Here is an 18,612-nt window from a genome sequence, read left to right on the forward strand (position 1 = left end):
AATGCCCGCTTTCGATCTAGGCAACCTCCGGCAGGTAGTTCACTACCCCGCGGGCAAGGTCCACCAGATCGCAAGCATCGCGATAGATCGTGCCACGCGCATTCTCGGGCAGCCCTCGATTAAGCCCCAACCCCGCCCTGCTTGCTACCCGTGCGTGTACTTCAAAAGTCTCTGCCCAATCCTCCAAGTCGGGGCGCAAAACCCGCAGCTTCACCCACGCACTCCCGGAAGGTCGACGCTTTCGCGTGGCCATCTCCCACTCAATCAAAGCACCCGCCGCCCGCAAGGCAGCTCGATAGGCATAGACGATCGCCTCGGGCTCACGTAGTTCCGATCGAGATAGCTCCAATTGGCGCTCCGCCTCGTCCAGGAACCCCCGCACCCCGCGACTGCGACTGTAACGAGCCCGCGCCCCCAGCTGCTTGGGTTGGGCCTGAATGTTCTCGTCCATCGTCTCGTCCCCTTATTCTCTTGGCCTATCGCTTTGTTGGCCTATCGTCTTGACCGTTAGGCCTCACCCTAGGAAGCGCCTCGGACATATCACCGAAAACAAGACTCAAAATAGAACATATGTTCTAATCGTCATCTTTCGCGCCAATCTTCCTCCATCGCCTCCCCCAGCAGTGGCACTATTGAAGCCATGCCCCAGGACACGCCCCGCACACCCCCCGCCGCCGATTCCCCCATGCGCGTGTCCGTGGTTCCCGCCACCAATCGCCACTTCATCACTCGGCTCGACGAGCTCATCGATATTCACCTTGCGGCCATGGACTATCCAAACGAGACGCACCCCCAGCGCAAGTCTCTGTGGTTTTACAACGGATCCCAACCGGACTTCACTTGCAGCATGGCACTCCTACATCGCGCGGAGGAACAGCCGGATCCGGGCAACGCCCGCCAGCGCTGCGTGGGCATCGGTTTTACCTTCCGTGGCTCCCCCAACACCTGGTGGTATCGCCAAGTCGCCCGCGGTCTAGTGCTTAACGGACACTCCCGTGCGGAGGCCACCCGGATACTGCACGCCTACGCCGAATTATCCGAAATACATGTACTCCCGCCGGCGCAAGGTGAGGGCGTCGGCACCACAATCCTGAACGACCTGCTAGAGCGAACACCTCAGAACACGGTGATGCTCTCCACGCCCGAGGTGGAAGGCGAGGCCAACGCGGCCTGGCAGCTTTATCGCAAGGCCGGGTTTACCGATGTGCTGCGGAATTTTAAGTTCCCGGCGGACCCCCGGCCGTTCGGAATTCTGCAACGCAAGCGCAGCTAACGGGCCACTCCTAGCGTCGAGTGCGCCTGTGGCTAGCGCACCATGTCGTGACCCAGCCCCGGCCCCCATGCCGGAGCCATGCCCAGGTTATGCAGGACCTCCTGGGTGGCGCGCACGTTATTCATCGTCATGAAGTGCAGGTCCGGAACTCCCTCGGCAATGAGACGCTCGGCCATCTCAGTGGTCACCTCGATGCCGACCTCGCGGATGGCGTCGCGGTTGGCGACCTCGTCCCCGGCTGCCGCATCCAGCAGGCGCTTCTCCAGCTTCGGTGGCAGAGCAGCACCCGCCAGCTCCATCTGGCGGCGCACACTCCGCAGAGAGGTAATCGGCATCAGCCCCGGGATGATCGGCTTCTGGCCGTGCTCCGGATCCGCCTTCGCCAGGCGATCGCGCAAGCGCAGGTAGTGGTCCACGTCGAAGAACATCTGCGTGATCGAGTACTGTGCTCCGGCGCGGAGCTTGACCAGAGTGTATTCCGTGTCCTGCTCCAAAGATCCCGTGCGGTAGTGGCCTTCCGGGAAGCTGGCGATGCCGATGTCGAAGTCGGCGCATTCGGGCATTTCGCGGATCATTTCGATCAGCTCACTGGCGTAGTTCAAACCACCGGGGGTGGGCACCCATTCGGCGTTTGGATCCCCCGGCGGGTCGCCGCGCAGCGCCAGCAGGTTCGTCAGCCCCAGCGAGGCATAGGTGCGCAGCATGTCTTGCAGCTCTTCCTTGGTGTGCTGCACCAGCGTCATGTGCACCAGGGTTGTCAGCGGCTTAGTACCTAGGCGCTCGGCGACACGCAGGGTGCGCTCGCGAGTGCTGCCGCCGGCGCCATAAGTTACCGAGGCGAAGCTCACACCGAGGTCGTGGAATGCCTCGGCTGCGTTCCACAGACGCTCTTCGGCCGCGTCATCGCGCGGCGGCATGAACTCCACGGAGAACGGAACGCGCCCGGGAGTGTAGAGCGAAAGGGACTGGGATACGGCAACCTGCCTGCGGATACTAGCCATACCCAAAGATCATATAGACAGAGCTGTCCATTTCAAGGCTTTGGTCTACATTTGGTATTTTCCCTGCGCGCAATCACCCCCGCGGCCTGTCCGTTCGCTGCCCCGTGCCACCCGCCCGCCACGGTGGCGTCATCCCAGCACTACCGTTGCTCGCACTTGTCGCGCGAGCCCTTAGAATAGAGAGCCATGAGTACCGATGAGCTGGCCGCGCACCCCTGGCGCCTCGATTCCCCACTGTCCGCAGTTCCGTCCGCCGTCGATGCCCAACTAAAGGAGTACCTGAGCCGCTCCCAAGAGGAGTTCTCCCACATCGGCTCCCTCGTCAGCGGTGCCATCACGGTGCTGCGCGACTTCATCGTCAATGGAGGCAAGCGCGTCCGCCCGACCTTCGCCTGGGCCGGCATCCGCGCGGCGCTCGAAGGCGGCGGCGGTTCATCGCCAGCTGCAGGCATCGACCAGGGCGCCATTCTGAACGCACTGTCTGCCTTCGAGTTCATCCAGGCCTGCGCCCTCATCCACGACGACATCATTGACCGCTCCGATACCCGGCGCGGCTTCCCCACCGCCCACCGCACCTTCGAATCGAAGCACAGCGAACGCGGCTGGCTGGGTTCCTCCGAGCACTACGGGGTCAGCCAGGCAATCCTCATCGGCGACCTCGCCTTCGCCTGGGCGGACGACCTGTACAACGGCTCGGGGCTGAGCACCACCGCGCTACAGCGGGCGCGCCCAGCCTGGCGGGCAATGCGCACCGAGGTGATCGCCGGTCAGATCCTGGACATCGCCCTGGAAGCCAACGGCAGCGAGGACGTCGCCGATTCCTTTGCCGTGATCAAGTACAAGACGGCCTCCTACACCGTCGCCCGCCCGCTGCACATCGGCGCCGCGCTGGCGGGCGCCAACGAACAGACTCAGACCATGCTCCGCACTGTGGGCCAGGACATCGGCGAGGCCTTCCAGCTGCGCGACGATCAGTTGGGAGTGTTCGGCGATCCGGAGGTCACCGGCAAGCCCTCCGGCGATGATCTGCGCACCGGCAAGCGCACCACCCTTATCAACGAGGCATTGCAGCGGGGCGACGAATCCCAGGTCGCAGCCCTACGCGAAGGGCTCGGCAAGGGCGCGCAGTCCGCGGAGGCGGACATCGAACGCCTCCGCGACATCATCTACGACACGGGCGCGCAGGCCGAGGTGGAAAAGCTGATCGAGGCGCGCACGCAGCGGGCCATCGACTCCCTGCAAGCTGGTGGTCTGGGCACCGACATCACCGCGGAGCTGACCCAGCTGGCGGAAGAACTAACGCACCGGAGGTTTTAAATGAAGCTATCCACCCGCTCTGCCGACGGTCGCCGTCACCTGAGCCTGCCCAGCCCCTTGGTACCCATGACGCGCCCCACGATGCGCAAGCGCCTGCCCGGCAACGGCGAGCGCGTAGTTGTGATCGGCGCCGGACTGGCCGGGCTTTCCGCCGCCCTGCGGTTGCGTTCCGCGGGGCGCGAGGTCACCGTCATCGAGGCCGCCAACGCCGTGGGTGGCCGTTGCCGTAGCGAGCAGCTGACCAGCGCACACGGGGACTTCGTGGCCGATACCGGCGCCACCGTGCTGACGATGCCCGGCCTGGTCGAATCCGCCGTGGCCTCCGTCGGCATCGACTTACGCTCCGAGGCCGCCGCCGAGCAGCTGGGTCTGGAGCGCCCGTGGGCTCCCCAGCGCCTGGCTCCGGCCTATCACGCGCAGTTTGCCAGCGGCCGCCACGCCGAGGTCTTCGCCGACCGCGATGCGATGGTGGCGGAGATCCGCCGCTTCGCGGATTCCAAGGGCCTGGACCGCGCCGCCACAGACGAGCTGGCCGCCGGTTATCTGACCCACCGGGAATGGTCGCAGAATGTCTTCAGCGCCAGCTTCGAGAACTTCCTAGCCGCCGACTTCGACGGTGCGCTGGATCTGCTGTCCACGCCCGCTGCGGCGTCCGACCTTGGCCACCTCGGCTCCCTCGGCGCCTTCGGCAGCCTCGGCAAGACCACAGCACGGCACATCCCCGACGCAGAACTCCAGCGGTTGTTTACCTTCCAGGCGCTCTACGCAGGTGTAGCGCCAAAGAACGCGCGCGCAGTCTACACCGTCATTTCACACATGGATACCTCCATGGGAGTGTTCTACCCGGACTTTTCCATGAGCGAGGTGCCGGAGGTCATGGCCGCGGCACTACGGGCCGCCGGCGGGCGCATCATCACTTCGGATGCGGTCGAGCACGTAGACTTCGCGGAGGACCTCATCACAGGCGTGCGCACCCGTTCCGGCGAGTACATTGAGTGCGATGCGGTCGTGGCCACCCCGGATCTGCCGGTGGTAGGCGAGCTGCTCACCCGTTCCGGCCGGGAAAGCGGGCTGGTTTCCCGCTCCTTCGCCCGCCGCGTGTGGCGCAAGGTCGCCCCACTGCGTTGGTCCCCCTCGGCGGTGGTGATCCACGGCAGCATTCCGACGGACGTTTCCCGCCGCTGGGAGTCGCAGCGCCACCACACCATCAGCTTCGGGGAGGCATGGGACGAAACCTTCCGCGAGATCACCGCCCCGCACGGTCGCGGCAGGCTGATGAGTGACCCATCATTGCTGCTTACTCGCCCGGCGCGATCTGTTGCTGACCGCACCTTCGGCGGTGTACTTGAGGGTGACGCCGTGTCTCCTCCGGCCAGCGCCTTTGAACCATTGAGCATCCTCGCCCCGGCTCCGAACCTCCGTTCGGCAGATATCGACTGGGAGAACGTCACGGACCCGTACGTCCAGGAACTTGTGGAGATGCTGGAGGCCCGCGGCTACACGGGTATTGCTGAGCACTTCCGCACCGCCCGGGTGGATACCCCGGCCTCGTGGCAGGCCGACCACGGTTTCGGCGCGGGCACCCCGTTCGCGTTGGCGCATTCCTTCACCCAGACTGGCCCGTTCCGGCCTCGAAATGCCCGCGCGTTCGGTGTGGACAACCTGGTGCTCGCCGGTTCCTCGACCACGCCGGGAGTGGGTGTGCCTACCGTCATCCTCTCCGGAGCGTTGGCTGCCCGCCGTATCACCGGCGGTGGTGTGTTGTGACGGCGGCTGCGGAGAGCTTTGCGGACCGGGTTCGCTACTGGCTGCAGTCGGTGGGCTACAGCCGCGCTATCTGGCTGGGGCTCGTCGGCAGCATCATTTTGACGATCACCTCCCACAGCGTCGGCGCCGTGCGCTCGCGCGGTGGCATCATGCAGGTCATCGGCCTAAGCTCCTTTACCTTCGGCCATGCCGCAGGCATGGTGACGGTTGTGATGTGGTTCGCCTTGGCGGCGATGGTGCTCAGTTGGATCATCGTCGGGCGGCATATCCTCGTGCACGGTGAGCCGCTGCGCCGCTCCGCCGTCGCCGCCTGGATCGGCCCCTTGGTGCTGGCCGGACCGCTGATGTCGCGGGATATTTACTCCTACCTGATGCAAGGCACCCTGGCCCGCGATGGCTTCAACGCCTACGAGGTCGGCGCGGCGGCCAACCCCGGCCCTCTGCTGTTCGAGGTCAGCGCCGACTGGCGCAACACCACCACGCCCTACGGCCCCCTGCACATGGGCGTGGGGCAGGCCATCACTTCCGTCACCGGCGATAACATCACCGCCGGCATCTTCGCCTTTAAGCTGCTCTCCATCGCATCCGTGCTGATGATGGCCTGGGCGGTGGCGAAGCTCGCTACACATCTGGGTATCCGGCCTGACGTTGCCGTCTGGCTGGGCGTGTTCAACCCCCTGAGCGTGCTGCACCTGGTGGGCGGTATGCACACCGAGAACATGATGATGGCGCTGGTACTTCTCGGCTGCCTGTGCGCGGTGAAGCTGCAGCCGGTTCCAGGCGGCCTGGCTGCATCGGCCCTGATTGGAGTGGCGGCAGCGCTGAAGGCCACGGCGTTTATCGCCCTGCCCTTCGTCGTCTGGATCATGGTTGCTCGACTGGCAGGCCCCCTGCCCTACTCCGCAGGCAAGGCTCGGTGGCTGCGCCTTGCCGATACGTGGCGCCGCTTCGGCACGCTGGTGTGGGCGGGTCTGCTCAGCGTGCTGGCGTGTGTAGGCGTACTGGCGCTCGTGACCGCCCTAACCAATCAGACGTGGGGCTGGGTCACAGAAGTTACCGGCAACTCCAAGGTCATTAACCCCCTGGCGCTGCCGTCCTTCCTCGCCTCCTCGTTGGAGCCCGTGCTGTCGCGTATCAATGACGACCTGACTTTCAACGTGCTGGTGGATGCGATCCGTCCGGTCAGCAGCGCCCTGATGCTCCTCGGTCTGGTCGCCAGCTGGTGGCTGTTCCGCCATGACGAGCGCACCGCGTTTACCGGCATGGCCGTCGCCTATGCGATCACCTGCGTGCTCAACACGGTGACGCTGCCTTGGTACTACACCGCGCCCCTAGCGCTGGTTGTGCTGGCCAGCCAATCGCGCATGGTCATCTACCTCACCAGCGTGTTCTGCATGTGGGTTACCTTCATGTTCGACGGCGGCGGAAACAATCGCTTGTACGCACTGTGGTGGGTGCTCGCCTTCGCGGCGATCTTCGCCTGGGTGGTCCAGGCCTGCCTGGAATTTCCGCCCCGCCGTCAGCAGCAGGGGCAGCAGGATAAGCAGGCGCAGCAGGCGCGGTGGGCTATAGAATTGCCATCGCCTGCGCCCGACGCATCACCTCGCGGGCAAGGTGGCCGTGCAGGGCATCCACCGGGCGCCCCGGCAGAGAGTCGTCCTCAGTAAAGAGGTAATCCAGGATCTCCGCGTCGGAGTAGCCGCCGTCGCTCAGCAGGGCGATCGCCCCGGGGACAAAGCGGTTCAGCTGCCCGTCCTCGTCCAAGAAGCGGGCCGGCACGTGCCGCACGCGGTCGATCTCGACTGCCAGCAGCTGCTTCTTGCCCAGAATGTCCATGACCTTGGTAACAACCAAGTTCATTCGCTCCGCGACTTCTGGTAGGGTCAGAACCTCTTCACCAGCGGGAACGCCGTTCACCGGCTCCGCGAGTACGCGCCCCTGCCCCTCCTGGCCAGGGCGTGCGCCAGAGCGTGCGGAGGTGCCGTGATCTTCTGCGTGCTTGTTTTCTTTACTCACGGTGGCCACTGTAGCGCGTGGGCGTCAATAAGAGTCAATAGGAAACGAGTAGGGCGCGCACCAGGCTAAACGTATAATGACACGAGTACCACTAGAATAATTGCGTAACACTGAGCACAACTACACACAAGAGCATCTCTTGTAAGCCCACCCATAGACCCTGATAACCGCTAGAAAACGAGGCTGAAAATAGACGTGAGCGAGCTACACCCCGGAGACCTGCTGGAGTGGCGCTACCGCATCGGCGCCCAGATCGCCCGCGGTGGCATGTCCACAGTCTATGCAGCTATCGATACGCGCCTGGACCGCGAAGTGGCGGTCAAGGTGATGGATCCGGCACTCGCCCGCGAACCTGCCTTCCGCACCCGCTTCGAGCGCGAGGCCCGCGCGGTGGCGAAGCTCAGCGACCCGTCGCTGGTGAACGTCTTCGACCAGGGCGTGGACGACGACTATGTCTTCCTGGTGATGGAGCTGGTCGAAGGCGGATCGCTCCGCGAACTACTAAAGGAGCGCGGCCCCATGCCGCCCCACGCCGCCATCGCAGTGATGCGGCCGGTGCTCACCGCGCTGTCGATCGCCCATGCCAAGGGCATGATCCACCGCGACATCAAGCCGGATAACGTGCTGATCAGCGACCGGAACCAGGTCAAGCTGGCCGACTTCGGACTGGTGCGTGCCATCAACAAGGCGATGGGCGACCCCACCAACGCCACCACCTCCGTCAACGGGCAGGTCATCGGCACCGTCGGCTACCTCTCCCCGGAGCAGGTGCGCGGGGAGAACCTGACTCAAGCCAGCGACGTGTACTCCGCCGGCATCCTGCTTTTTGAGCTGCTCACCGGACGCACGCCTTTCAAGGGCGGCACGCCCATCGAGACGGCCATGGCGCGCATCAACCGCCCCGTCCCCGCCCCCAGCACGCTGATGCCCGATATCCCGCCGGAGATCGACGAGCTGGTTCTGCGCGCCTGCCACCGCGACCCTACGCAGCGCTTCGTAGACGGCGCCGAGTTCCTAGAAGCCGTAGAGCAGGCCGCCGAGGACCTCGACGTCCCCGATTTCCAGGTGCCCGCCCCCACCGAGTCCGCCGTACGCAGCGCATTGGCGGGAACCGACTTCGGCGAGCGCACCCCGTGGGACGACGAATCTATGTCCACCCGCGCGGTCGTCCTGCCCCAGGAGGATCGCGCTCGGCCGGGGACGCACCACACCGCCGTCACGCAATTCCAGCCGGAAGGCCGACCGGGGTACGCGGAGCGGCCGGGCGAACCGGGCGAGGGGGTGCTCCCCCACAATGCCAACGCCCCGCACACCAACCCGACGCGCATGCAACACCAGCCGCACGCGCCGTATGCACAGCACGGCCCTGCGTCACATAACCCTGTGCCACATAACCCGGCACCGCACGCGCAAAACCGTCACGCACCGCACCGCCCGGGGCCAGCACGGCGGGCGCCGAAGCTCAGCAACAAGTCCCCGGTGGCGACGGTCTTCTGGATCGTCCTCCTCATCGCCCTGGTCATTGGCATGGTGCTGGGCGGATGGTGGTTCACCACGGGCCGCTACGGCGAAATCCCGACCGTAATAGGCATGGATAAAGCCACAGCTCAGGCCACTGTCGAGGAAGCTGGTTTCAGCTCCACCCTGGACGAGCGCTACGACAATAAGTCGGAGAAGAACACCGTCATGGGCACCGATCCCGCCAAGGGGCAGAAGGCCGTGCGGGGTTCCGAAGTCGCGGTACTGCTTTCCCTGGGCAAGCCAACGGTCCCGGATCCGGGCACCAACTCGAGCCTGCAGTACTACACGAACAAGCTCACCGACCGCACGCTCAAGGTGAAGAAGGGCGATGACGTCTACTCCGACGAGATCGCAAAAGGCCACGTCGCAGAGGTTCAACCCGCCGCTGGAACCGAAGTAAACACCGGTTCCACCGTCGAGGTGCGCATGAGCAAGGGCAAGCGCCCCGTCACCGTGCCGGGCGTGAAAGGCCAGGACAGCGAGCGGGCGAAGAAGACCCTGGAGAAGGCTGGCTTGCAGGTCGCCGAGGAAACCGAGGAGTTCAACAAGGACATCCCCGCCGGCCAGGCCATCCGCACCGACCCGAAGGAGGGCGCGGAGGTCGAGTCCGGATCGGAGGTGACTCTGGTGCTCTCGAACGCAATCGAGGTGCCGGACGTGCAGGGTCTTTCTATTGATGACGCCCGTAAGGCTCTGCGGGAGGCCGGCCTCAACCCGGTCGATGGCGCCCCCGTGGAGGACTCTTCCGAGGATTCCGGCGACGTAGCAGAGCAATCGCCTGGTGCGGGTGAACTGGTGGACCCGTCGAAGAACACAGATGTGGAGATCCGCGAGTCAACGTCCCAGCGCGTGCCCTGGGTTTTGGGGCTCACTGGGGAAAGGGCTCGGGAGAAGCTGGAAGACGCGGGCTTCGAGGTGGAGATCAAGGGGGATCCCAACGGCTTGGTTCTGGGTCAATCCCCCGGCCCCAGCGCTCGTAGCCACCGCGGTGCCGTGGTCACGCTGACCACGGTCTAAAAGCTCGCGCGCAGCCGGCGCTTGCACGCCAGCTGGGCGCTGGCTTGGGCGCGCCCAGGGCTGATACCGGCGCCCGGGCGCTTAGCGCTTTAGTTGCGCAGCATCTCCGCGACCAGGAACGCCAGCTCCAGCGACTGCTGGGTGTTCAGGCGCGGGTCCACGGTGGTGGCGTAACGCTCCGGCAGGTCCAGGTCCGTGATGGACTGGCCGCCGCCGACAACCTCGGTAACGTCTTCGCCGGTCAGCTCCACGTGGATGCCGCCCGGGTGCGAACCGATCTTGCGGTGCACCTCGAAGAAGCCCTGAACCTCGTCGATGATGCGATCGAAGTCGCGGGTCTTGTAGCCGTTGTTGGAGGTGTAGGTGTTGCCGTGCATCGGGTCGCACTGCCAGATGACCTTGTGGCCGGTGGCCTCCACTGCCTCGACGATGGGCGGCAGGGCCGTGCGGATCTTGTCGTAGCCCATGCGGGTGATCAGCGTCAGGCGGCCCGGAGTGTTGTTCGGGTCCAGCTGGCGGACGTAGCCGACAGCCTCCTCCGGGGTGGTCGTCGGGCCGATCTTCACGCCCACCGGGTTGGCGATCAGGGACGCGAAGCGGATGTGCGCGTCGTCCAGGCCGCGGGTGCGCTCGCCGATCCACACCTGGTGCGCGGACAGGTTGTACAGCGCGTCGTTGCCCTCTTCGTCGTGGGCCAGGCGCAGCATTGCGCGCTCGTAATCCAGAACCAGAGCCTCGTGGGAGGCGAAGATGTCCGCGGAGCGCAGGCTCTCGGAGGTCACACCGCAAGCGGACATGAACTCCAGGCCGCGATCGATCTCGGTGGCCAGGGCCTCGTAGCGGGCACCCGCCGGGGAGTTCGTCACGAACTCGCGGTTCCACTCGTGCAGCTTGTACAGGTCGGCGGTGCCGGAGTTAGTCAGCGCGCGCACCAGGTTCATCGCCGCGGAGGAGTTTGCGTAGGCGCGCACCATGCGGGATGGGTCGTGGGCGCGGGCTTCCTCGGTGGCCTCCACGCCGTTGACCAGGTCACCGCGGTAGTTCAGCAAACCGTTGGAGTCGCGGTCCGCGGAGCGCGGCTTCGCGTACTGGCCGGCGATGCGGCCCATCTTCACCACGGGGGTGGAGGCGCCGTAGGTCAGCACGACTGCCATCTGCAGCAGGGTCTTAACGTTGCCGCGCAGGTGCGGCTCGGTGTTCGTCTCGAAGGTTTCGGCGCAGTCGCCGCCCTGCAGCAGGAAAGCCTTGCCCAAGGCCACGTCTGCCAGCTGCTTCTTCAGCTTCTTAACTTCCGGGGCCACCACGATCGGCGGCACGGATTCCAGGATCTTGCGCACGCGGCCCGCGTGGTCCGGATCCCAGCTGGGCTGCTGCTTCGCGTCGCGGGACAGCGCGTCTTCTAATTTCTCCGCCATGTCCGCTGGCAGCGGCGGCAGATCGGGGAGTTCATCTAACGGTGCATCAATAGTCCAAGCCATAGGCAGATCATACTGTATGTGGCCTGTTTCATTGCCATTTAGATCCCTTTCAGCTGCGCGGGGCGCCACGGCTGCGGCCCTTGCGCTGAAGCCCCGGCGGGGCGATTAGGACTGCAGGGCCTCCATGGACAGGCGGTACTTCACCACGTTGAAGCGGGCGTCCGCCAGCGCGTCGTGGGCATTGCTCGGGCTCTCGGGTAGCCGCGGGCGGCCGGCCATCTCCCACAGCTGCTTGAGCTCGTGGGTGAAGCGCGGTAGGTCGGAGGGCAGGCCCGTCATATCGCCCCACAGTTGCGCCAGGGCCACGTGATCGTAGGCGCCCACCCAGGCCCAGAGCTCAGGCCGGTCGCTAGGCTTACCGCGACCGCGGGTGGTGCGCTCGGGAACCAGGAACTCATGCAGTTTGGTGCGCAGCGTCGCGCGATCCATCCACGCCTTGTCTGAGCGCGGGGGCAGCAGCGGCAGCACGTTCTTCTTCACCCACTGCCCTGCCCGGTGCTCGTTGAATTCGGTAGAGACCGCGTAGAACTCGCGGCCGTCCTCAGCCACCACGCCGATGGAGATCAGGTCGATCGTGGAGCCGTCTTCGATGAATTCTGTGTCGTAGAAGTAGCGCACGATTATCCAGTTTAGATCCCTTTGGGTCGCGCTAGGCCGAAGGGGCTCGCTCGCCGCCTGCGGGTGCGCTGTTGCGAGATTGTTGCTGCTCTTCTTGTGGACGCCGCAGTGCCGGCGGGAACAGCACCCAGCCCAGGTAGGGAGTCTTCCCGATCGCATAGCCGACTGCGGAGGCCACCACGCAAGCGCCGATGCCCCACCACAGCTGACCTGCCATGGTGCCCAGGAAGGAGAGCGTTTCCGGGTGTGCCGTGGCCAAGGACCCGGCAATCCCGCCCAGAAGATACAGGCCCAAGGGGTGGAAGACGTAGACCTGCAAGGTGTTGCGGCCGACGAACAGGAACAGGCGGTTTACATGCGGAATCGCGCAGATCCAAACGGAAACGACGATGGCAAACGGCACAGCAGCCAAGGAGCGCACCAGGTCCGTTCCCAGGGTTATAGCCGCAACAGTGGGCGTCCAATCACTAAAAAGTGTCTTAGATAAAGTGCGCATCACGTACTCGGTGCCGAAGAACAACACCGCGCTGCCGATTACCACCCAGGGGCGGAAGGCCTCGCGGGCTAGGCGGAAGAAGAAGTCGCGGTAGTGCAGGCCGATGAAGAACATCGGGGCGTACGTCAGCACGTGGCGGAAGAAAATGTCCTCGCCGCCGCCGAGGAAGGCTCCGACGACCAGCGGGATGCAGGAAACCAGGGTCGCCAGCCACGGCGGCTGCTTGCGCAGCATCCAGGCGAAGATGTTGTAGAGCATCAGGGCGTAGAGGAACCAGAGCCCCACGTTGCCCAGCACCATGGCTTTACCCAAGCCGAGCCAGGAGACATTGCCGTCGATCCGCATGCGCGTCAGCGCGTGGAACGGGTTGAAGACCAGGTAGGGCACCAGCAGGAACCACAATCGGCGGTACCACAGGTCAGCGAAGGAACGTTCTAGAATGCGGTGTGCAAAAAGCCCCGACACCAGGAAGAACAGTGGCATCCGCAGTGGGTCGAGGAAACTAGAGAAATGGCCGAGTCCCGTGTCCTGGCCACCGGGAACACCGGTGACGACGTGCATGATGCACACGCCAATGATGGACAAACCCTTGGCTGCATCAGCCCATTCGACTCTCGCTTTAGTTGCCATAATTCTTATAACAGAATCAGGTTCACACGCGTGAAGTCAAACCAATGAGGGGACGCAAATGCCTGGTGAAAGTCCTACCGAGTAGCTACCAAGAAGCTACCTAGTAGCTATTGAATAGCTAGCTGCGCGGCTCGGAGCCCGGCGGGTAACCCTTGCCAGCCTCGAGGGATTTCTTCACGTCAGCAGCGTAGAAGTCCTTTACATACTCCTGGCCGGACAGTTCGTGGAGGGCCTCCATAATCGCGTCGGTCAGAGCCCTGGCCTGCGCGTAGTCGTCGCCGGCATCGCGGAAATCATCCGGATCGATCGGGTCGCCGACGTACACCCCACAGCGGGCGGGGCGCGGGATCCAGGTGCCGATCGGGTTGGCCTTGTTCGTGTTGATCATGGCCACCGGGTAGACCTTCTGGCCGGATTCCAGGGCGATGCGGGCCAGGCCGGTCTTGCCGCGGTATAGGCGCCCGTCCGGGGAGCGGGTGCCCTCCGGGTACATTCCCAGCAGATCCCCGCGCTCCAGTACCTTCAGGGCGGTGCCCATGGCGGCGTTTTGGGATTCCTTATCCTCGCGGTCGATCGGCACCTGGCCGACGGAGCTGAAGAAGAACTTCTGGATGCCACCGACCAGGCCCGGGGTGGTGAAGTATTCCTTCTTAGCCAGGAAGGTCAGCTGGCGCTTGGATACCAGTGGCAGGTAGAACGAGTCCATCACCGCCAGGTGGTTGGAGGCCAGGATGCCCGCCCCCTCCTTCGGCAGCTTCTCCAACCCCTTGGTGAAGGGGCGGTTGTACACGCGCAGCCACGGGCCAATGAGGATGTACTTGAAAAACCAATACGCCTTGTTCTGCATGTTCTAAAACTTACCGTCCCTTGGTGGCTTCCCTATTCAGCGCCACGCTCAAGCTGCTTGCGCGCCAGCAGCGCCACGCCGATCATACCGGCATCGCCACCCAGCTGTGCGGTTTTCACCTCTGCTACCGGGCGGTGGCCTGCACCGACGATGCTGTAGTTCATCATCGATTCCGCCTGGTCCAGGAACAGGTCCGCGTCGGAGCTGACTCCCCCGCCGATCACGATCAGCTCCGGATCCAGCACGTCCTGCACAAGGGACAGGCCGCGCCCCAGCCACAGCCCCATGTCCTCGATGGCGGCGCGGGCCAGCGGATCGCCCTCCCGGGCCAGGCGCACGATCGCCCGGCCGGAGATCTCCTCCGGGTGCTGGACGTACTCGCGGGTGATGGCCGAATCCGGGTAGCGGCCGGTTGCAATCAGGTCCTGCGCCGTCAGCGCCAGCGCCGAGCCAGAGCAGTAGCGCTCCAGGCAGCCCTGCTTGCCGCAGGGGCACGCCCGCCCGCCGGGCATGACGGTCAGGTGCCCAAACTCCGGGGCGGTGCCGAAAGCTCCGCGGTAGATCTCCCCGTCCACCATCACGGCACCACCGATGCCGGTGCCCAGTGCGAACAGGACCCACGTCCCCGCGTTCTGCGCGGCCCCCAGGTAGTACTCCCCCAGCGCGGCCGAGTTTGCGTCGTGCTCCAGCTCCACCGGCAGCCCTAGCTTCGCGCTCAGCCGTTCGGTCACTTTCGCGTTGCGCCACGGCAGGTGCGGGGCGAAGCGCACCGTATCGCGCTGGGAGTTAATAAACCCCGCCACGGCCAGGCCCACCGCCACAATGCCCTCGTTGCGGCGTTGCAGGCAGCCGATGGCGTGCGCCAGCGCGGTTTCCAGCGCGTACACGCTAGAGGGTGTGGGCAGCTTCTCGATGTCCAGGATCTGCCCGTCCGCGTCCACTACGGCGGCGCGCAGGTTCGTGCCACCGATGTCCACGCCCACGGTTAGGGTCCCAGTCACTAGGCGTTCCACCCTCTCCACTTCGTCTGTGCTTGTCTGTACTCTTCTGTGCCGATTAACCCCCTCATTCTAGCCAGCCGGGCAGCGCATAGAAATTCTGCCGCTACCTTCCCCCGGCCAGCCGGGTCTCAGGCGAAGCTGTGGTGCGGCGGAATGCCGCCGGTTCCGGCCATCACCGCACGGCACTGGTGGCCGAGGACTTCCCAGGTCCACTTCCCCGTCACGTACTCCCTCGCTGCGTTCGATAGCCGCTGGCGCGTGGGGGCGTCACCAAGCAAAGAAGAGATACACCCCACAACGTCATCGAGGTCCCGTGAGTCCACGACCAGCCCGGTCTCCCCATCGATCACCGTCTCAGGCGCGCCGCCGCCATTGCCCGCGACAGTGGCCACTCCGGCGGCCTGCGCCTCCAGGAACACGATGCCGAGGCCTTCCACCGACAGCCCGCCCAGCTGCGTGCGCACCGGCAGCGCAAACACATCGCCGGCCACGAAATGCCCCGGTAGCTCCTCTACATCGACGGCGCCGGTAAAAGTTGTGTTCTTTATGACGCCCAGCCGACGCGCCAGTTTCTCCAACTTCCCGCGGTACGTACCGGGTCCGACGATCAGCAGGTGCGCATCCGGGTGCTCGCGCAGGACGGCGGGCATGGCTCTGACCAGCGTGTCCTGGCCCTTGCGCGGGACCAGGCGGGAAACGGCGACGATGACCTTCTTGTCCCCCAGGCCATAGCGGGCGCGCAGGGTTTCCCGCATGGCTGGGTCCGGGCGGAAAAGGTCGGTGTTCACCCCGCCGGGCATGGGTTCCCAGGCGACGGTGGGGCCAAACGCGGCGGCCATGCGGTTGCGCGCGTAGTGGGAAACGTAGGTCAGGCAGTCCACGGTGTTGCCGATGCGCCGTAGCACCTGGCGGGAGCCGGGGAACATGGACCAGCCGACCTCGTGGCCGTGCGTGGAGGCGACCACGCGGCGAGCTCCCGCTGCACGTGCGGCCTTGGCCATCAGCGCCAGCGGTGCGGCGGCGCCGAACCAGACGGTGTGGATGTTGTGCTCGCGGATCAGCTGCTGCATCTTCCGTGCGGTGGCTGGGGTGGGCAGCATCACGCTGCGCGGCCAGCGAACCACCCGGTAGGACTGTTGCGCGTCGAAGGCGCGGGCATCCTCCGTGTTCTGCGTGGAGGCGAAGACAACGACGTTCTCCGGGTTCAGCGTGGAGAGGTAGTCGCGCACGTAGGTCTGAATCCCGCCGAGGGTCGGCGGGAAGTCGTTAGTTACGACGAGGACGCGCGGGTGGCTCTGCCGGTTTTCTTGGGGCTGGTCTTCCTTGGCCATACGCAAGGATGCTACCGCACGCGCCGTTACAGGCAGGTGCCTTAGTAGCGCGCCGCGCCCTGGATCGGCATGGAGTCCACCGGAACGACCTGGACGGGGATGCCGTAGTCGGAGGCGTGGACGATCTTGCCGTCGCCAATGTACATGCCGACGTGGGTCACGCCCGGGTAGTAGCCGACGATGTCGCCCGGCTGCAGGTCGTTGATGGAGACCGACTGGCCGCCGGCGATCTGGGCGGAGGAGGTACGCGGAATGGACTTGCCCTCCTGCTGGTAAGCCCAGAACATCAGGCCGGAGCAGTCAAAGGCATCCGGGCCGGTGGCGCCCCAGGAGTATGGCGCGCCCAGCTTGGACAACGCTGCGGCAACCACGCCGGTGGCGTTCACCGGACCGTCGGAGCCGGCCTTCTTCTTCAGGTCGCCGAGGAACTGCTCGACGTCCACGTCGATCGGGCCATTGCGGTCGACCCAGCGGCGACGATCCTCCGGGCTCAAGCCGTCCACGGCCTTCATGACCTTGTCCTTCAGCGCATCCAGCTGATCGTTGCGCTCTTCCAGGTCCTTCTTTCGGTCGTTCAGAGTGCGCAGCTGGAAGTCGGCGGTGGCCTTGGAACGGCTGGCCTTGTTCTTCTCGCTGACGGCTTCCTTGAGCTGTTGGCTCAGTGCGGTAACGGTCTCTGCACGCTTGTCGCCGATGGATGCCAGGTAGGAGGAACGCTCAACGGCTGCCTGCGGGCCCTGCGAGCCAACAAAGGCGGAGACGGGATCCACGGTTGCGCCACGGTACATGGCCTTGGACACGCCGGAGACGTTCTTGCGGGAAGCCTCGACGTCGATATTGAGCTTGTCGGCCTTCTTCTGCGCGTCTTCGGCGGACTTGTTGGCCTTGTCCAAGTTCCCTTGCGCCTGGTCGATGTCGATCTTCAGCTGTTCAACCTCGTCGGAGGTCTCGGAGGCGAAGCCGGAGATCTTGTCCACGTGAGCCAGCAGGCCGTCTACGTCCTTAGGGATCGGCGCGTCCAGCAGGCGGTGGATCTCGTCGGCGCGCTTCTGCTCGGCCTTCTTGTCGTCCTTCTTCTCTTCGTGCTGCTGCGGGTTGCCCTGCTGCTGATCCTGCTGCGGATCCGCCGCGGCCTGCGGAAGGGAGGCGCCAACGGCGAGGGTTAGCAAAGCCGCGGTGGCGGTCTTGGCGACGGTGCGGGTGCCGAAGCGGCGATCACGGGAAGAGGAAGACAACACGTTCACGACTGGACTTTCTTTAATTCTCACTGAATCCGGGCCGCCGAACGGCCAGGTAACGTTTATCAACGTTTGATAACGATAGATATTCTGCCACAACAAAGGGCAAAAGTGGGACTGGCCTCAACCGAGTTCCAGCCCCACTCAATCACATGCTCACCAGTTGTCACACCAGCCCCGATCGCATCTGTCGAGCTGGCGAAACGCCGGGTGGGCGTCACTAAAAAATTTTAGAAACGCACCGCGTTGTAAACCGGCATCATGTGCAGGTTGTCGATACGCACCGGGTTGGAGGAGTTCAGTGCGTGGACGATCTTGCCGTTGCCGATGTAGATAGCAACGTGGGAAGCACCGCCGTAGTAGGAGATGACGTCGCCCGGCTGCAGAGCGTTCAGGGAGACCTTCTTGCCTGTGTTAGCCTGTGCGGAGGAGGTACGCGGAATGTTCTTGCCAACCTGGCGGTGAGCCCAGGAGGTCAGGCCGGAGCAGTCGAAAGCATTCGGACCAGATGCGCCCCAGGAGTACGGAGCGCCAACCTTGGACTTCGCGATGTTAGCGATGCGCTGGCCGACGGAGGAAGCAGCAGGCTTCTTAGCAGCCGGCTTAGCTGCAGGCGCTGGAGCGTTGTTGCCACCGGCGGTCAGGTTGGCCTGCTTGAAGTAGGGCTTGATGGTCGGCATCAGGTGGTCCGGGACGTCAACGGTGACGCCGGACGGGGTGTGGGTAACCGGAGCAGCCTGGGCTGCAGCGGGGTTCAGTACAGCGGCGCCCACACCGACAGCGGCGATCATTGCTGCGTTGCGGGGTGCGTTGTTCTTCTTCAGGCTGTGCTTGCCCATATAAGTCCTCAATTACCTTTCAATCCGTTGTCTGGGGTTCGGAACTCTTCCTTCTCCCCTCGCCCGGTAGCTCCTGTGCGCTACCGCGGTGCGGTGAACTCTTTGTCGCTCACCCTTAAGGTCTCGAAAAGATTACGAAATGAACACAAGCCGTGTCCAGCTCTTCGTCAAATATCCTGCGTTTCAGCCGCCGACGTGCCGTTGTTATAAAACTGAGATTTT

The 18,612-nt window shown here is 64.6% G+C and carries 16 protein-coding genes; 5 read left to right on the top strand and 11 right to left on the bottom strand.

Translation table 11 applies throughout. The annotated features are described in order from the left end of the window. Window positions 1-16 precede the first annotated feature (16 nt). Window positions 17-451, bottom strand: coding sequence for an SAV_6107 family HEPN domain-containing protein (locus tag QKE30_RS03715; protein WP_239201362.1), 435 nt, complete (start codon window positions 449-451; stop codon window positions 17-19). 189 nt (window positions 452-640) lie between these two features. Here QKE30_RS03715 and QKE30_RS03720 point away from each other — a divergent pair, with 189 nt between their 5' ends. After that, on the top strand, window positions 641-1,273 hold the full coding sequence (locus tag QKE30_RS03720) for a GNAT family N-acetyltransferase (RefSeq protein ID WP_239201359.1): 633 nt from the start codon (window positions 641-643) through the stop codon (window positions 1,271-1,273). Window positions 1,274-1,305: 32 nt separating this feature from the next. On the opposite strand, the gene metF is transcribed toward QKE30_RS03720, so the two are convergent. Beyond that, complete coding sequence (gene metF / locus QKE30_RS03725; protein WP_239201356.1) at window positions 1,306-2,274, bottom strand: methylenetetrahydrofolate reductase [NAD(P)H]; 969 nt, start codon at window positions 2,272-2,274, stop codon at window positions 1,306-1,308. Between the two features lie 186 nt (window positions 2,275-2,460). Here metF and QKE30_RS03730 point away from each other — a divergent pair, with 186 nt between their 5' ends. Genes QKE30_RS03730 through QKE30_RS03740 form a run of 3 tightly spaced genes read left to right on the top strand, consistent with a single transcriptional unit; the run spans window position 2,461 to window position 7,025 of the window. Further along, window positions 2,461-3,591, top strand: a complete 1,131-nt coding sequence (locus QKE30_RS03730) for a polyprenyl synthetase family protein (protein WP_239201355.1) — start codon at window positions 2,461-2,463, stop codon at window positions 3,589-3,591. Beyond that, window positions 3,592-5,358 carry a phytoene desaturase family protein gene (crtI, locus tag QKE30_RS03735; protein WP_239201354.1) on the top strand — a complete coding sequence of 589 codons (1,767 nt, stop codon included), beginning with the start codon at window positions 3,592-3,594 and terminating at the stop codon, window positions 5,356-5,358. After that, window positions 5,355-7,025 carry an alpha-(1->6)-mannopyranosyltransferase A gene (locus QKE30_RS03740; RefSeq protein WP_239201353.1) on the top strand — a complete coding sequence of 557 codons (1,671 nt, stop codon included), beginning with the start codon at window positions 5,355-5,357 and terminating at the stop codon, window positions 7,023-7,025. Before crtI ends, QKE30_RS03740 begins: the two co-directional genes overlap by 4 nt. Here the strand turns inward: QKE30_RS03740 and QKE30_RS03745 are convergent. Beyond that, complete coding sequence (locus QKE30_RS03745; RefSeq protein WP_239201369.1) at window positions 6,925-7,275, bottom strand: Rv2175c family DNA-binding protein; 351 nt, start codon at window positions 7,273-7,275, stop codon at window positions 6,925-6,927. The genes QKE30_RS03740 and QKE30_RS03745 overlap by 101 nt on opposite strands. Window positions 7,276-7,569: 294 nt before the next feature. Here QKE30_RS03745 and QKE30_RS03750 point away from each other — a divergent pair, with 294 nt between their 5' ends. Beyond that, window positions 7,570-9,912, top strand: a complete 2,343-nt coding sequence (locus QKE30_RS03750; RefSeq protein ID WP_239201351.1) for a PASTA domain-containing protein — start codon at window positions 7,570-7,572, stop codon at window positions 9,910-9,912. A gap of 89 nt (window positions 9,913-10,001) precedes the next feature. Here QKE30_RS03750 and QKE30_RS03755 read toward each other — a convergent pair whose 3' ends face one another. The 8 genes from QKE30_RS03755 to QKE30_RS03790 form a co-directional block, all read right to left on the bottom strand. Next, window positions 10,002-11,390 carry a 3-deoxy-7-phosphoheptulonate synthase class II gene (locus tag QKE30_RS03755; RefSeq protein ID WP_035005483.1) on the bottom strand — a complete coding sequence of 463 codons (1,389 nt, stop codon included), beginning with the start codon at window positions 11,388-11,390 and terminating at the stop codon, window positions 10,002-10,004. A 105-nt stretch (window positions 11,391-11,495) separates the two neighbouring features. After that, window positions 11,496-12,008: a polyadenylate-specific 3'-exoribonuclease AS gene (locus QKE30_RS03760; protein ID WP_239201349.1), complete on the bottom strand. Its 513-nt coding sequence runs from the start codon at window positions 12,006-12,008 to the stop codon at window positions 11,496-11,498. Between the two features lie 31 nt (window positions 12,009-12,039). After that, on the bottom strand, window positions 12,040-13,134 hold the full coding sequence (locus tag QKE30_RS03765) for an acyltransferase family protein (protein WP_239201347.1): 1,095 nt from the start codon (window positions 13,132-13,134) through the stop codon (window positions 12,040-12,042). Window positions 13,135-13,252: 118 nt separating this feature from the next. Continuing rightward, complete coding sequence (locus QKE30_RS03770; RefSeq protein WP_239201345.1) at window positions 13,253-13,981, bottom strand: lysophospholipid acyltransferase family protein; 729 nt, start codon at window positions 13,979-13,981, stop codon at window positions 13,253-13,255. 32 nt (window positions 13,982-14,013) lie between these two features. Further along, a complete protein-coding gene (locus tag QKE30_RS03775) occupies window positions 14,014-14,982 on the bottom strand; it encodes an ROK family protein (RefSeq protein ID WP_239201342.1) in 969 nt (322 codons plus the stop codon). Between the two features lie 128 nt (window positions 14,983-15,110). Further along, window positions 15,111-16,313 (bottom strand): glycosyltransferase family 4 protein, encoded by a 1,203-nt coding sequence (locus QKE30_RS03780; protein WP_239201340.1) that lies wholly within the window; start codon window positions 16,311-16,313, stop codon window positions 15,111-15,113. Window positions 16,314-16,354: 41 nt separating this feature from the next. Then, window positions 16,355-17,557, bottom strand: coding sequence for an NlpC/P60 family protein (locus QKE30_RS03785; RefSeq protein WP_239201338.1), 1,203 nt, complete (start codon window positions 17,555-17,557; stop codon window positions 16,355-16,357). A 224-nt stretch (window positions 17,558-17,781) separates the two neighbouring features. After that, window positions 17,782-18,390, bottom strand: a complete 609-nt coding sequence (locus QKE30_RS03790; protein WP_239201337.1) for an NlpC/P60 family protein — start codon at window positions 18,388-18,390, stop codon at window positions 17,782-17,784. Window positions 18,391-18,612: the final 222 nt, after the last annotated feature.

This window comes from Corynebacterium sp. c24Ua_83 (assembly GCF_039907245.1).
Taxonomy (GTDB): domain Bacteria; phylum Actinomycetota; class Actinomycetes; order Mycobacteriales; family Mycobacteriaceae; genus Corynebacterium.